The 15,572-nt window shown below is 38.1% G+C and carries 10 protein-coding genes and 1 pseudogene; 7 read left to right on the top strand and 4 right to left on the bottom strand.

The window, feature by feature from the left end; genetic code table 11:
* Positions 1-7 precede the first annotated feature (7 nt).
* A pseudogene (locus ACFIMW_RS01195) lies at positions 8-223 on the top strand (integrase); the annotation flags it as partial.
* 395 nt (positions 224-618) lie between these two features.
* Entirely contained in the window at positions 619-3,699 is a 3,081-nt protein-coding gene (locus ACFIMW_RS01190; RefSeq protein ID WP_375607822.1) for an autotransporter outer membrane beta-barrel domain-containing protein, read from the top strand.
* Positions 3,700-4,444: 745 nt separating this feature from the next.
* Here the strand turns inward: ACFIMW_RS01190 and glyS are convergent.
* From glyS to ACFIMW_RS01170, 4 genes are all read right to left on the bottom strand, one after another.
* Complete coding sequence (gene glyS, locus ACFIMW_RS01185) at positions 4,445-6,652, bottom strand: glycine--tRNA ligase subunit beta (protein ID WP_375607821.1); 2,208 nt, start codon at positions 6,650-6,652, stop codon at positions 4,445-4,447.
* Positions 6,652-7,593, bottom strand: coding sequence for a glycine--tRNA ligase subunit alpha (locus ACFIMW_RS01180; protein ID WP_375607820.1), 942 nt, complete (start codon positions 7,591-7,593; stop codon positions 6,652-6,654). The genes glyS and ACFIMW_RS01180 overlap by 1 nt, the downstream gene beginning before the upstream one ends.
* A gap of 92 nt (positions 7,594-7,685) precedes the next feature.
* Complete coding sequence (locus tag ACFIMW_RS01175; protein ID WP_375607819.1) at positions 7,686-9,380, bottom strand: tetratricopeptide repeat protein; 1,695 nt, start codon at positions 9,378-9,380, stop codon at positions 7,686-7,688.
* A 94-nt stretch (positions 9,381-9,474) separates the two neighbouring features.
* On the bottom strand, positions 9,475-10,491 hold the full coding sequence (locus tag ACFIMW_RS01170) for a polyprenyl synthetase family protein (protein WP_375607818.1): 1,017 nt from the start codon (positions 10,489-10,491) through the stop codon (positions 9,475-9,477).
* A 241-nt stretch (positions 10,492-10,732) separates the two neighbouring features.
* Between ACFIMW_RS01170 and ACFIMW_RS01165 the strand changes: the two genes are divergently transcribed.
* The 5 genes from ACFIMW_RS01165 to ACFIMW_RS01145 all read left to right on the top strand — a co-directional run bounded on the left by ACFIMW_RS01165 (position 10,733) and on the right by ACFIMW_RS01145 (position 15,572).
* Positions 10,733-11,521: a tRNA1(Val) (adenine(37)-N6)-methyltransferase gene (locus tag ACFIMW_RS01165; protein WP_375607817.1), complete on the top strand. Its 789-nt coding sequence runs from the start codon at positions 10,733-10,735 to the stop codon at positions 11,519-11,521.
* Positions 11,522-11,710: 189 nt separating this feature from the next.
* On the top strand, positions 11,711-12,562 hold the full coding sequence (locus ACFIMW_RS01160; protein ID WP_375607816.1) for a S49 family peptidase: 852 nt from the start codon (positions 11,711-11,713) through the stop codon (positions 12,560-12,562).
* A 221-nt stretch (positions 12,563-12,783) separates the two neighbouring features.
* Entirely contained in the window at positions 12,784-13,692 is a 909-nt protein-coding gene (locus ACFIMW_RS01155) for a 4-(cytidine 5'-diphospho)-2-C-methyl-D-erythritol kinase (protein WP_375606425.1), read from the top strand.
* Positions 13,693-13,971: 279 nt separating this feature from the next.
* Entirely contained in the window at positions 13,972-14,613 is a 642-nt protein-coding gene (locus tag ACFIMW_RS01150; RefSeq protein ID WP_375606424.1) for a ribonuclease HII, read from the top strand.
* Entirely contained in the window at positions 14,610-15,572 is a 963-nt protein-coding gene (locus ACFIMW_RS01145; RefSeq protein ID WP_375607815.1) for an L-threonylcarbamoyladenylate synthase, read from the top strand. The genes ACFIMW_RS01150 and ACFIMW_RS01145 overlap by 4 nt, the downstream gene beginning before the upstream one ends.

Genomic DNA, 15,572 nt, shown 5'->3' with positions numbered 1-15,572 from the left:
TGTCGGCGTGCTTCTTCATAAGCATAAAGATGGGGCGGCTCAATGATTTTATCATTATACCATTTATGGGCGTTGTCGTGAAATGGGCTTGGGAGCATTGAGAGATATCTCTTTAAAACAAGTACATGAATATGCAAAGCAATGGTTTTCTGTTTTGCGTGAGGGACGTGACTCCATTAAAGAGTGTGACAAACAAAAGCGTGAGGCAATAAATAATTTTCATTAAGGTACCATATTGATGCTTTCTAAAGCTCGTTTTTGAGAGCTTGTTTTTCACGGATTTAAATTATTTTTTCATTCATCTCTTTGTGGATTAATTTTTAAAGTTCACAAGGGCAGATTGTATTTTTAATTAATTACACGTACCGGTTTTATTTTTTCTTTACACGAAATACAGAATGCATTATACACTTATAAATTGTGTTGTGTTATTATTCTCTTATAGATGGTTTTGCGCGTAGAGCTTCTGCTAGGTTTATTGGGATAATTCATTGCACGGTTCAAATGAGCATGAGGTATGTCCTTTTGTTACGCCTTTCATATTTTGAGGGGCACAAAGGGGTGTTTTGTAAGTGCTTTTGTTTTTAATGAGAGGGGTAGGAAAGTTTCGAGGGAACTATGATTAAAGTTTTTAGAAATCATGTATGTTTATATGTTTGTACAACAGCTATCCTTTCTTTGTTACAAAATGGAATAGTGGTTGATGCAAGTGCAGAGGAGCGTCATAATACGTCTTCTTATGGTATTAGCGTTAGCGGTATCGAGACTGATATTTATGTCCTCCCAATTGCTTCACCCATTTCAAATAGAAATTATCTTATCAGTGGTGTTGAGGGACATCCTATTGTTGAGGGGCATCCTATCTATACTGATAAGTTTAATGATAGTCATAGCTTTGGCTTTTTGGGTGGAGGGAGCGAGGAAAAAGGAAGTAAATATGCCCGTGAAATATATGAAAATAATAGGCTTATATTACACGATGGTACATATTATATATGCGATAATTGTGAAAAAGATCAAATTGATAATAAATCTTATACAATTGCGAAAGAAAATGTTTCCAACTACCCTGCTAATCTCACTGCTATAACGGTGAAAGGAATAGGTACAGAAGTTCGCGGGAAGAATGTAACGGTTAGCAGTGAAATTGCCGATGAGACTTTTCTAATGGGTGTGCACGTACTAGAGAACGGTAAGATTATTTTGGATGATCCGATTATCAAAGGTACAGTTATAGGCCTTCGTGCGAGTAATGGAGTGATTGAAGTAAAAAATGGAAAGATTGAGGAAAATCATGAAGGTGTTGATGCAGCAGAGAAATCGTTTGTTCTTTTAGAAGATACAGAAATTAAGACCGCTAATGGGAACGCAAGCCTTTTAAGTTATGATCATTCAGAAGTTTGGATGTCAGGTGGGGCGGTTGATTTTATGAACAGCCATGGGATTTCTTCGATGTTAGGTGGAAAAGTAAATCTCGAGAATGTTAAAATTACTGGGAAGGGTGACAAAGGTAAGGATCGTGCGGTTGTGCATATGGATTTAGGGGGGGCTGTTAATTTAGAAGGCACTATTGTTAGTACTGATAGGGGTATTCATGGCATATTATTAGAAAATACAGTCGATTCTATTCCTTTGCAGGAAGTTAAAGATTTATCAAATGAGGATTCTGATTCAAAAATTCCTGTGACTGAAGTTAATATGAAATCCTCTTCTGTTACCGTAAAGGGTAAGGAATCTTATGGGATCTATTTTCGGGGAAAGAAACCATGGAGTGAAGGGCGGGATAAAAAAGAAGAGATTTCATCAGAGGAAAAAGAAGCTTTACCACGATTAGAAGTTGTTAATTTGGATAAAACAGAGTTTTCTGTTTTAGACGATGCGGCTCTTTATGGTAGAAACATTATTTCTGGTGCGGTGGGGTTGGTGTACAGCACTCTTCGTTCAGGGAATTTTTTATTAAAAGCTGAGGAAGGTGCTTCTATAACAGTTTTGGCTGATGGTTCCACTCTTGAAGGTCGCACACATGTTGATAAAAATTCTAATGCCGAACTTTATTTGGGAGGCCGTTCTAAATGGATTTTACAACAACCGTTGCAAAAAGATCAAAATGAATCTGTACATGATTCTTCTATTTCACTCGTTAGTCTTATGGATGATAGCTCTATTAACTTTAAAAGACAAGAATCTTCTTCTGTTGATGATTATCAAACCCTTCGTATTGGAAATGGAAAGGGTGAAGTTTATAGAGCACGGGGCGGTGCATCTATTTCTCTTAATACATACCTGAATAGTGGTGGTGATCTTAATCACCAAAAGACTGATCGTATTTTAATTCATGGTGATGTTTCGGGAAAAACAATGCTTCGTGTGAGTGGTGTTGAAGGAAGCCCAGGAGGATACACGGGAAGGGGAAGGAATGATGAAGGTATTTCAATCATTCAGGTTTCTGGACAAGCAGAGCAAGATTCTTTTCAGTTGGAAGGTGATTATGTAGCGTTAAACGAATTACCTTATCAGTATAAGCTTTATAGTTATGGTCCAGGGTCTGAGTTTGGAAAAGCAAGCATGGATCAAAGATTAGTTGAAGGGAGCGGAGAATTTTGGGATTTTCGTCTTGAAAGTCGATCTATAGATTCTGATATTCAACCTAAACCAGATCCTCGTCCAACACCTCCCCCTGGTCCAACACCTCCTCCAGGACCAGCTCCGGAGCCTCGTCCTAAGCCGGGCGTTAAGGCTGTTGTTCCACAGGTTCCGACGTATCTCATTTTACCCAATGCCTTATTTCATATTGGCTTGATGAATGTTAGCAATCAAAATAAGCGGCTAGAAGCTTTGCGCATTGCTTCTGGGAACTTATTAGAAAATCGTGAAAATCCTCTCTTTTTTGTAAGCGGTTATGGCGGCAGTCATCGTTATACTTCAAATCTTTCCGCGCTTGAATATGGTTATGGCGGCGAGTTTGATTATAATGCACTAGAGGCAGGTGTTTTACTAAAAGCAATTGAAAATATGTATGGGACCACTTCTTTTGGAATTATCGGGTCTTACGAGAAATTTTCTTTGCAACCTTTGAAGGTTGAACAGAGTCAAAAAAGTACATTTGATAAATGGTCAGTTGCGGCATACGGTGGGATGCAACATGATGCGGGTTTTTATGTTGATGGTCTTGTGTCTTATGGTTTGTTTAAGGGTGATGTTCTGACAACTGCACGGGGAAAGACGGCAACATTAAAGGGAAATCCTTTAAGTGCTTCATTGACTGCTGGTAAAACATTTATGGTAGGGGATGATGGTTTTGTTTTTGATCCGCAAGTTCAGGTTGTTTATCAATATCTTCAATTTAATAAGGTACATGATGTGGACGGCTTTGATATTGATTTAGGAAAGCTTCATCAGTGGACAGCACGTGTTGGAGGGCGTTTAACAAAGAGGTTGGTTGCAGCGGATGAGGCTCGAGTTGTTTCTGTTTATGGCAAGCTTAATCTTGCGCACGGTTTTGCAGCAAAGCAATTTGTGCATTTTAAAGATGCTTTTGAGTTAGGCGCTTTTGGTTCTTCATTAGAAACAGGATTAGGTTTTAATGCCCAATTGTCTCAAAAATTTGCGCTTCACGGTGATTTGGTTTATCAGCACAAGCTAACGAAAGCTGGTTTTTCTGGAACGAGTTTTTCTGGTGGATTGCGTTATCATTTCTAGCATTGTTTCTATTTTTACTAAATCTTTGAAAAAGCCACAAGATATACTTGTGGCTTTTTCTCGTTCTTTATTCGTTTTATTGTTATAACATTTTTACAGAGAGTGACTTTGCATATCTTTAAGATGCTTTCTGGTTGGATTTTTTTGTTTTTCTTGAGAAGTTTAATACGTTTTTCAGTTATTGTTGTAGAATGTGTAGTTTATAATGATTTTTATATTATTTATAAGGAACTGATTGATAAAGATATTTTTAATGAGAATCCTCCCAATATTGCGCTTGTAATGAATCTATAAAAAGCATTCGTTTGCATATCACAAGGTGGATTGGCAGGTGGATAAAAAATTGTTGAAGAAAAGAGTTCATAGATTTTTGTGAATTGTGTTAAAAAGAGGGGATATACAATATTTTAAAGTTGGCAAAAAGAATGCCGCTCTATTTTATCTAAAGGTAATGGTCTTGTATCCAATGAATTTATTCTATTATGCCATAAAACACTGTTGTTTAGAGGGGTGATATAAGGCATGAAAATCTTTACATATTGAGTGTTTTAGATATCGTGATCAGTATTCAGGGTAGGGCTTGTCTGTTTCGCCTATGAAATGAACCGCATGAGTGGTTAGCAGGTGGAACCCGCCGTGAGGAGCTGGACTGTTGACAGACCAGTAGCTGGTCGGAAACTCCATCCTTTGAGGTGTGGGAGGAGAGCAACTTCATGATTTTATCAATTGATAAGATAGTTTAGTTTTAGATGACAAGTTTTGAGAAGCCTGCAACCTCTTGTGTAATAGTGTGAGTACGTTTGAGAAGAGCAAGACGGTTAGCACGAACATTTGGATTTTTATCATTCACCAATACTTTTTCAAAAAATAGATCAATCAATTTTCCAAGTGGCGCTAACGCACTAAGAGCGAGCGATAAATTTGTTGTATTGATGGGGGCAAGAATCTTTCTTTCTACCTCATAGACTGCACGGTAGAGCTGCTTTTCTTCTTCCTCAATAAGGAGTTCAGGATTAATTTCATTCGCTATTGTTGTGCTTTTTTGAAATTCATTTTCAAGAATATTGGCAGTACGTTTTACAGAGGTTGCAAAGCGCATTCCGTCATTTGTATTGATAAAAGCAATAAGCGACTCGACACGACGTGCAACCAATAAAAAATCATCAGAGTCTTTGTTTAAAACTGCTTCAAGGGCATCATAACGAGCACCTTCCTCTTTTAGATAGATCTTCAAACGATCATGAAAAAAGAATAACAGATCTGATAAAATATATTCTGTCTTTTCTGGAAGCAGATTCTGCAATTGAGAATTTTCATCTTTATTTCTTTGTTGTAAAAAAAGATTCGTTGCCAATTGAAACAGTGGCATAAGATTGATTTTACAATCCCGCGAAAGTACAAGCCTAATAATTCCCAGTGCTGCTCGTCTTAACGCATAGGGATCTTTTGAACCCGTTGGCTTTTCATTAATGAGCCAAAAGCCAACGAGCATATCAATTTTGTCGGCTAACATAATTGTTATAGCGAGTGGTTCTTGCGGAAGACGATCTGTTGGTCCTTGAGGTTTATAATGGTCTTCGATTGCGACAGCGACGTGAGGATCTTCCCCTTGAAGAAGGGCATATTTTCGCCCCATTGTTCCTTGCAGTTCAGGAAATTCTCCGACAATTTCTGTTTGTAAATCAGCTTTTGCAAGAACTGCTGCACGTTTCGCTAAGAGAGGATCTGCTTGTATCAAAGGTGCAATTTTTTGTGCGAGTGTAGCGATGCGTTCTACTCTTGCACCTTGTGTACCTAATTTGGCGTGAAAAGTTACATTCAAATGATCAAGTCGCGCCATTCTTTGATCAAGAGGCTTTTTTATATAAAGATCAAATTTTTTTACAGAAGATTCCAATTGTTTAATATCGGGCAAATCACGCTGATCTGTTTTCCAAAAATGGAGTGCATCAGAAAGACGAGCATGGACAACCTTACTATTTCCTTTAGAAATTTCTTTGCCTTCATCATTGGCGAGAATATTAGAAACGAGAATAAAATGATGAGAAAGTTTTATCTTTTCCCCTTGTTTACGGGTGACAAAACATTTTTGATTAGCTCGAATGGTCAAGCGAATAATTTCTGGAGGAATATCAAGGAATGATTTGTCAAAATCACCCATAAGGATAACAGGCCATTCAACAAGGCCAGAAACTTCTTCTAGGAGGGCATTATCTTGAACCAGTTCTAAACCGTTTGCAAAGCAAAGATTTTGAGCATCAGCTAAAATAATATTCTTTCGTCTTTCTGCATCCAGAATGACTTTATGTGTTTCAAGTTGAGTAACATAGTCATCAAAGCGACGCACCTGGAATGGCTTTCCGTCACTTAAGAAACGATGACCATAAGTTAGATTATTGCTCTTAAGAGAACCAATTGTAAACGGAACAACACGTGTTTCGCCAATTTCTGGTCCGAAGATGCAAAGAATATTTTGTAAAGGTCGAATCCACTTCAGAACACCACTTTTTGCGGAATCCTTTCCCCAACGCATAGATTTCGGCCACGGAAAGTTGCGGATAATATCTGGTAAAATATCGGCAATAATTTTTTCTGCAGGCTGGCCTTTTTTAACAATTTTAGCAATATAAAAATCGCCTTTTTTATCATCATGTCCAAGATATGCTTCAGAAATATCGTTGAGCCCCGTTGCACGCAGGAAACCATCAATGGCATGCTGTGGTGATTTTGTACTGGGACCTCTGCGTTCCTCATGGATATCTTTTGAGCGTATAGAAAGTCCGCGTACGTCCAATGTTAGTCGACGAGGTGTCCAATATTCACGAGCGGCTTTATAGGTTAATCCAGCATTCACAAGTTGATCCGTAACAGCTTTTTTAAGATCAGCAGCAGCTTTTCGTTGCATGCGTGCGGGGATTTCTTCACTGAAAAGTTCAAGAAGAAGATCAGACATTAGGCTTCTCCCGTGTATATTTGTCCAGCTTCTGTGAGTAAGAAGGCTTCCCCACAACGGCGTGCAAGATCGCGAACGCGCAGAATGTAATTTTGCCGCTCGGTTACAGAAATAACGCCACGTGCTTGCAAAAGATTAAAGATATGGCTCGCTTTAATACATTGATCATATGCAGGAAAAACACAGCGATGGAATGCATTTTCTTTATTTTGTTTTCCAGCATCAAGAAGTGCGCTGCATTCGCGTTCTGCATCGATAAAGTGCTGATGGAGCAGTTTTGTATCAGCAAATTCGAAGTTGTAATATGAGTATTCCTGTTCTGCCTGTAGAAAAATATCTCTATAACTTATTTTGTTTTCTCCCTCCAAACCATTAAAGTTAAGGTCATAGACGTTATCAACCCCTTGGATATACATCGCTAGACGCTCAAGACCGTATGTAAGTTCCCCTGAAACTGGAGCGCATTCAATGCCGCACACTTGTTGAAAATAAGTAAATTGAGAGACTTCCATTCCATCGCACCAGCATTCCCATCCAAGCCCCCAAGCACCGAGAGTTGGACTTTCCCAATCATCTTCAACAAAGCGAATATCATGCAGTTTTGTATCAAGTCCGATAGCTTGTAGCGACTTTATATAAAGTTCTTGTAGATTGAGCGGAGAGGGTTTGAGAAGCACTTGGAATTGATAATAGTGTTGTAAACGATTTGGATTCTTACCATATCGGCCATCTGTTGGACGTCGAGAGGGTTGGACATAAGCAACTTTCCAAGGGCGTGGACCTAGAGAGCGTAATGTTGTTGCTGGATGAAAAGTCCCAGCTCCAACTTCCATATCGTAAGGTTGCAAAATCGCACATCCATAGTGCGCCCAATAATTTTGCAAAGTTAATATGAGTCCCTGAAAAGAACGTGTGGGATTAAGATGTTCAGGCAGTTTCACGCTTTATACTCTTTATATTGGACTAAACAAAAAACCAAAGTAATTTTAGTTTCTCTATTTATTATTTCATGTGGTTTACGGTTAAGCATTGTTTATTGCAAACCAAATTTCAACTTTTCTTGAATTTGTTTAGAATTTTCTGGTTTTCCGTCAATTGCGTGGTTCCATTGAAAGATTGCTTCACGTTTACGTCCAACTTTCCAATAGGCATCCCCTAAATGATCATTCAATGTTGGGTCTTCAGGTTGTAATCTGATAGCATTTTCTAATATTTGGACCGCTTTGTTATATTCTTTTAGTTTATAATAAGCCCATCCTAGAGAATCAAGGATATGACTGTTTTGCGCTTGCAAAGCAGAAGCTTTTTGCAGCATATGGAGAGATTCTTCAAGTTTCTCACCACGTTCCACAAGGGAATAGGCCAAATAATTAAGAACCTGCGGTTGATTTGGGAAAAATTCAAGTGATTTTCGCAAGTCAAGTTCTGCTTTTGGCCACTGTTGTAAACGTTCAAAAGCAATACCACGCTGATAAAAGAGTTTCCAATCGTCTTGTTGAAAGTTTTTTATCTGGGCAATAGCGTGGTCTAGAGTTTTAGTGGCTTCAAGAAATTTATTGTCCTGCATATAGAAAGCAACGAGTGTTATCAAAATGTTACGATCGTTGGGAAATTTTTTATTTAACAATGTAAGTAATTTTATTGCTTCTTTGTAATTATTGTTATTGATAAGTAGGAATGCAAGATGCAGTTGCCCATCTTTATAATAGGGAGATTTGGGGGATAAAGCGCGATAAAGTTTCATTGCTTGATAAGGGTCACCTAATTTAGCAGAAATATGTGCGAGCTGAAACAATGTTGCGTCATTTTGAGGGTATAAAGCGAAAGCTAACTGTTTGAAAATACGTGCAATTCGTCCTGAATTTTTATAGTTTAGGGCAGTTCCAAAATTATACAATACCTCGGCTGCTCCTTGTTGGGGTGTTTTAATAACTCTCTCTAAGAAAGTATTTTTTTCAATTTTTTCTCGAAAATTTTTAAGGACTTCTCGACCTGACAACATTTGTTCGCCATGCTGGACTGTTTGCAGAGCTTGGTTGCGCATATTACGGCGCAATTGGAATGAGGCATAGGCTATGATAATACGTTCATAGGTATTAGGAGCTATAAGAGTTCCCTGTTTGTTATTCAGTGCTTTAATGAAATATCTTTTTGCATCCTGTGGTCGTTCTGCAAGGTCGTTCATAAGTGCTAAATGATAAGATATAAAAAGGTCATACCAGATAGGACCTTTGAGCTTTTTAAGATCAGCGATTGCTTGAGATTTGTGTCCAGATCCAAATGTAATCCAAGCACTAATTAATTCAGGTATTGGATTATTGGATGTAGGAAGTTCTTTTGATTGCAGAAGAAGCTTGGCATTTTTGTAGTCTTTTTTGATGAGACTTTCTACTGACAACGTTAAGGAAACAAAAGGTGTTATAACATTTTGCTTTTTGAGTTTTTTTGCCTGTTGTACCGCTTCTTTAAAGTTTCCAACAGAGAGCATAGCTTCAAGGAGCTCTTTTTGTGTTTCAACGTTATCGGGTTGATAAACGAGTGCCTGTTTAAAATAATGAATGGCGAGATCTGTTTTATTTTCATGATTTGCAACCCTTCCAGCTAAATAAGCACCTGTAAATGAGTTTGTATGAATTGCAGAGCTTATTTTACTATAGGTGGGGGATGGTATCATCATGATACCCACAATAAAGAGGGTAAAAAGTCGGGATACCGTTGCAGAGCACATGGAGCTAATCCTTTTCAAGATAATCAATCGATAATGTAGTTTATAAATCATATCTCATTACTTTGTTGAAAAATATTGCGATTCTTGCAAAGAATCAGTTTATACGTGCAATACAAAACTCAACAGTCTCAACGAGAGCATTGTAAGCAAGGTTTTCGTTCATGGGAACAAGAGCATCAACTGCATACTTTCCATAGATACGTGCTTGTTTTATTGTATCTGTGATACTATCATACTTTTCCATTAAGTGTTGCGCGTATGCGAAGGATTCATCATTGGCATTGCCCTCTTCAAGTGTTTGTTTCCAGAAAGTTTTTTCTACCGTATTTCCACGCTTATAGGCAAGAATAACAGGCATCGTGATTTTTCCTTCTCGAAAATCATCTCCTATATTTTTTCCTAAGTTTTGGACACTACCACTATAGTCAAGTGCATCATCAATCAATTGGAAAGCTAAACCTAAAGATGTTCCATATTCACGTAATGCAGAACGCTCTTTATCTCCATAGCCAGCAACAATGGGTCCTACTTCGGCGGCTGCTGAAAAAAGTGCCGCTGTTTTTGCATTGATGATTTTGAGATAGTCTGAAGGACTGGTTTTGATATTTTTTGCAGCAGAAAGTTGCATAACTTCTCCTTCGGCAATAATTGCAGCAGCGTTTGCTAGGACAGAGAGCGCTTCTATAGAGCCGACATCAACCATCATTTTAAAAGCTTGCCCCAATAAGAAATCACCAACAAGCACACTTGCTTGATTTCCCCAAATCATCCGTGCCGTAGATTTTCCACGTCGTAAATTACTTTCATCAATCACGTCATCGTGCAGTAATGTTGCTGTATGCATAAATTCAACGGCTGTTGCAAGTTTTATATGCCCGTCACTTTGATAACCGAACATATGAGCAGAAGCGAGCGTAATCATTGGTCGTAACCGCTTTCCCCCTGATGAAATAAGATGGTTAGAAATTTCAGGGATCATCTCAACCTCTGATTTTGCCATAGAGAGAATAAATTGATTTACGCGCTTCATATCTTGTTGAGTAAGATTGATAAGAGATTGAAGAGAAATTTGATTATTTCTTATTTGTTCTGGTTTGATGGCTGCACTCAATGTATTTACTCCTAGAGTATTTCAATGGACATATATAAATTCTATTTTATTGGTTAGCATAAAGGGGGTTTTGTTTTGACTCAAGCCTTTGATGTGGCTTTGAAATGTAAGCTTTGAATGATCTTGTCAAGAAATGTTCTTTAATAAGTGTAATGTTGTTGTTATAAAATGGTAAAAAAAATTAAAATGGTAGCTGAATAGCGAAAGTGCAATTTATACAAGGTGAACATTAGACTTTTAAATGGATAAAGCAACGAATCAGAGTGGTGAAACAATAGACAGTTTTCATCGCGGGAAATTTTATTTGGTTCAACCTCATAAATATGGCCATCGTTCTGGAATGGATGCGATGTTATTAGCTAGTTTGGTTCCAAGTGATTTAAAGGGCAAGGTTGTTGATTTAGGTGCTGGTGCTGGAGCTGCAGGGTTAGCTGTTGCTTCGCGTTGTCTGAAAGTTCATGTTACCTTAGTTGAACGTTCGGCTTTTATGATATCTTACGCTCAAAAAACGCTTATGCTAAAACAAAATAAACAATTTGCTGGCCGCATTTGTTTGCTAGAAGCAGATGTTACTTTCAAGGGGAATGAACGTATAAAAGCAGGTTTGATAGATAATAGCTTTGATTTTGCGATTATGAATCCACCTTTTAATAATCCTACTGATCGCAAGACACCTGATCAACAAAAATCTGAAGCACACGTTATGCCTGAAGCGATGTTTGATAATTGGTTGCGGAGTGCAGCAGCGATTGTCAAGCCAGGTGGATACTTAGGGCTCATTGCACGACCACAATCACTGGCAGATATTTTGCGTGCTTTAGAAGGGCGCTTTGGTGGTATTTGCATCGTTCCTGTGCATGCACGTGCAAAGACAGCAGCAATTCGTCTTTTATTTTACGCAAAACGAGGAAGCAGAGCAGCTTTATCTATTTTACCGGCATTGGTGATACATGAAGATAATGGTCATACTTTTTCACCACGGATTGATGCAATTAATAATGGATATATAAGCTTGTGGGAACTTTTGTAATGGTATCTTGTGTTTTTCAGTTTATTCTTTAAAGTCTACACTTTGTTACTAGGGAGGTTTAGCTTTTGTATGAAATTATATTTCTGGTTGTAATGTGGGGATTGATTGGCGCTTTTGGATGGTATCGCGTTGTTCCTTTTTGTTGTCCTGTCCTCTTTAATTTTTCTTAACTTATAAGGAGATTTTGTTTTGATTGACGTTATCAAGAAACTTGTTCCCCATCGTTTTTCTTCCAATAAATTAGAAATTCCTGTGGTTCGCCTTCAAGGGGCGATTATAGATTCATCAGCATCTATATCTCGTACGCTTTCCCTCAGTAGATGTGCCAGTCTTTTAGAGAAGGCTTTTGCGTACAAAAAAGCACCGGCTATTGCCCTTATTATCAATTCTCCTGGAGGTTCACCTGTACAATCGCGTTTAATCTTCAAGCGTATTCGTGATTTGGCAGAAGAAAAAAATAAAAAGGTTCTTGTATTTATTGAAGATATAGCAGCATCCGGTGGTTATATGATTGCTTGTGCAGGAGATGAAATTTTTGCAGATCCTTCTTCGATTGTTGGTTCCATTGGGGTGGTTTCAGCTTCCTTTGGTTTTCCGGAACTTTTAAAGAAAATTGGTGTGGAACGGCGCGTTTACACAGCAGGAAAGAACAAGGTTACACTAGATCCATTTCAGCCTGAAAAAAAGGCGGATATTGAGCATTTGAAATCTCTCCAACTGGAAGTACATCAAACTTTTATCGATTTAGTTAAAGAGCGGCGTTCTACAAAATTATCAAATGATTTGAATCTCTTTACAGGAATGTTTTGGAGTGGAAAAAAAGGCGTTGAACTTGGTTTGATTGACGGATTGAATGATGTACGTTCTGTTATTAAGGAGCGCTTTGGTAATGATGCAAAACTTCGACTTATTATGCCTCCAAAAAGTTTTTTAAGCCCTAAAACGCATTCAGGAGTGACTGCTCATACAGTTTATACAGCAGTTGACAGTGCGTTGATGGCAGCAGAAGAGCGGGCACTTTGGCAGCGTTACGGTTTGTGAGGCCAAAAATCATTCGAGAGGAGATTTTATCTAAAAACAGATGATAGAAAAAAAAGCTTGAAATGATACGAAAGTTTATTTTGTATAAGAATTCTCCATATTTATTACTTATTTAGAAAACAATTAAGAATATTTCAAGCTGTTTATAGGGTTTATGCTACAGGTATGAATGAAAGGGGCATATTTATAAAAGAACTCTGTATAGGTTAATATTACGTCATATGATATCACATGTAAAAGCTTCGATCCAAAGACATTCTTATGTATTTACACCCATTAAATTGAATTTGGCTTTGCATGTTGTGGGGCAACGTGCTGATGGTTATCATTTAATAGAAAGTTTGGTTTATTTTAGTCTTAGCGGTGATTGCTTACACTATGCGTCTTGTGAAAGTGACCAGTTTGTTTTAACGGGGCCATTTGCAAAAGGGCTTGTTTCTCATTCAGATAATTTGGTTATTCGTGCACGAGATTTTATGCATAAGACTTTTCCTGAAAGTGCTCAACCTGCGTTTTTTCGACTTGTAAAAACATTACCTGTTGCCTCAGGTATTGGTGGTGGCTCAGGTGATGCTGCTGGGGTTGTAAGCATGTTGTATCAACAGTGGAATCTTGATTGCCCTTATGAAAAATTAGCAAAAATGAGTTTAGTTCTTGGTGCTGATGTACCCATGTGTCTTTTTGCATTAGAATATCAGCAGCCCCTTTTGGTTAAAGGGATTGGTCAAAAGATTATACGATTACAAGAGGCTTGTTCACTGGCAATGGTATTGGTTAATCATGGACAAGAAATTTCAACACAAGCTGTTTTTAAAGCGTTAGAGAAGCGTCATCATCCTTCTTTAAAAATTGATTCAGTCGCTTTAAAGACTGTTGATTCATTGGTTGAGGTTTTACAAGAAACGCGTAATGATCTTTTTTCTCCGGCATTAAAAATGGCACCTCAGTTAGCCGAAGTGTTATCTGTATTAGATGAATGTGGGTCTCTTTTTTCTCGTATGTCTGGAACGGGGGCAACTTGTTTTGGCATTTTTAAAAATCAACAAGCAGCGCAAAAGGCAGCTCTTTTTATCAAATCAATGTACCCAAATTGGTTTGTAAAACCGATCATGACTTTAGGAACTATTTGAGAAATAAAAACTTTTATTTTGTCTTGATTCTACTATACATAATGAAAAGGGTAACTAAAGAAATCTACTTTTTGTTTTTTAAACAAAATGAATACATGCTAGAATAATTTTTTAGAAGAAAAATGGACAATAGGATACTCTTTATCTCATGGTTTGTTTTTATCTTTTGTGTAAGAATTCGCAGAATGTTTGAAAAGCCATTTAAAACTGTAATGCTTGCAAAAAATAAGCAGGTTACAGAAATAAGTGTATATTTGTTGTATTTGTGATTTATCAAAGATGTTTAATTTGCCGCTTCAGCCAAATTTCTTGTGTGAATTGAATTTGCAGAAACAGGGTTTTTTTCATATAGCTGGTGTTGATGAAGTAGGACGAGGACCTCTCGCTGGACCGGTGGTAACGGCAGCAGTTATCTTGGATAAAGGTCATATTCCTGATGGATTAAATGATTCAAAAAAACTTTCTTTTCTTCAACGAAGTAGACTTTATCATGAAATTTTGCAAAGTGCATTGGCGGTTTCAGTTGCTAGTGTTTGCGCTCGTACAATTGATCAATCTAATATTAGACAAGCAACTTTAGAAGCAATGCGTCGCTGTATTAAAGGATTAGCTGTTTCAGCCCACTATGTACTTGTTGATGGACGTGATATTCCCTCTGGGTTGTCTTGTCCCGCAATTGCGTTGATTAAGGGCGATCAGCGTTCGGTTTCAATTGCAGCCGCATCTATTATTGCGAAGGTAACGCGTGACCGGATGATGGAATGTGCAGGACAAGTTTATAAAGGCTATGGTTTAGAGAAGCATGTAGGATATGCAACGTTAGTTCATCGTACGGCTCTTAATAAATATGGTCCAATCGTAGGATTACATCGTTATAGTTTTGCACCACTAAAAGAACGTTATAGGAATGATGTATCATGACGATTCTACCACTCAATAGCGCTTCAATAAAAGAGGCAATAGCGCTTCTTGAACAAGGAAAGTTAGTAGCGTTACCAACGGAAACTGTTTATGGATTAGCAGGCGATGCGACCAATGGGAGGGCAATTTCTTCTATTTATTCTACAAAGGGTCGTCCGCAAATTAATCCTCTTATTGCGCATGTCAGCGGCATCGAAATGGCGGAACGTTATGTTAAAATCGACTTTCTTTCACGCCAATTAATGGAGGAATTTTGGCCAGGGCCTTTGACATTGGTTTTGCCTTTAAAGGAACAGCATAATATCCATCCTTTAACGACTGCCGGTTTGAATACATTGGCTATTCGTTTTCCAGACAGTCGTTTTGCAGAAGTTGTACAATATTTTGGACGCCCACTTGCTGCTCCTAGTGCGAATCAATCAGGACGTCTTAGTCCTACTTCCGCTGAGGCTGTTTTTGCATCTTTGGGGGAATCTGTTTCTTTGATATTGGATGGAGGATTTTCTAGAATAGGGCTTGAATCAACGATTATTAAGATTTGTGGTGAAAATATTTATCTTTTGCGTCCAGGGGGGCTTGCGGCTGATGAAATTGAAGAAGTTGTGGGGAAGCCTTTAAAACGGATAGATCAAAGGGCGGCAATTGAAGCTCCTGGGATGTTAAAGTCGCATTATGCTCCCAATGCCACGGTTCGTTTGAATGTAGAAAAGGTGGAAAGTGGTGAAGCGCTTTTAGCATTTGGTTCAAAGCGTGTTATGGGGGCTGAAAATGCTGTTTCTATTTTAAACCTTAGCGAAGATGGAAAATTGGAAGAGGCAGCCTCTCATTTATTTCAATATATGAAGGAATTAGATTCATTTAAAGTGAGATGTATCGCAGTAGAACCTATTCCATCATACGGATTAGGGGAGGCTATCAATGATCGTCTTATACGGGCTGCGGCTCCAAAGGAGAAATGA

The sequence above is a fragment of the Bartonella sp. AC329YNZD genome (assembly GCF_042196685.1).
Classification (GTDB): Bacteria; Pseudomonadota; Alphaproteobacteria; order Rhizobiales; family Rhizobiaceae; genus Bartonella.
The sequence above is the reverse complement of the archived record's forward strand: the minus strand, read 5'-3'. Positions and strand labels throughout refer to the sequence as shown.

What these genes read in the sequence shown, in the direction of transcription:
- glyS (WP_375607821.1), bottom strand. Translation starts at nt 6,652, where the DNA reads ATGTCTGATCTTCTTCTTGAACTTTTCAGTGAAGAAATCCCCGCACGC.
- ACFIMW_RS01165 (WP_375607817.1), top strand. Translation starts at nt 10,733, where the DNA reads ATGGATAAAGCAACGAATCAGAGTGGTGAAACAATAGACAGTTTTCAT.
- ACFIMW_RS01155 (WP_375606425.1), top strand. Translation starts at nt 12,784, where the DNA reads ATGATATCACATGTAAAAGCTTCGATCCAAAGACATTCTTATGTATTT.
- ACFIMW_RS01150 (WP_375606424.1), top strand. Translation starts at nt 13,972, where the DNA reads ATGTTTAATTTGCCGCTTCAGCCAAATTTCTTGTGTGAATTGAATTTG.
- ACFIMW_RS01175 (WP_375607819.1), bottom strand. Translation starts at nt 9,380, where the DNA reads ATGTGCTCTGCAACGGTATCCCGACTTTTTACCCTCTTTATTGTGGGT.
- ACFIMW_RS01145 (WP_375607815.1), top strand. Translation starts at nt 14,610, where the DNA reads ATGACGATTCTACCACTCAATAGCGCTTCAATAAAAGAGGCAATAGCG.
- ACFIMW_RS01190 (WP_375607822.1), top strand. Translation starts at nt 619, where the DNA reads ATGATTAAAGTTTTTAGAAATCATGTATGTTTATATGTTTGTACAACA.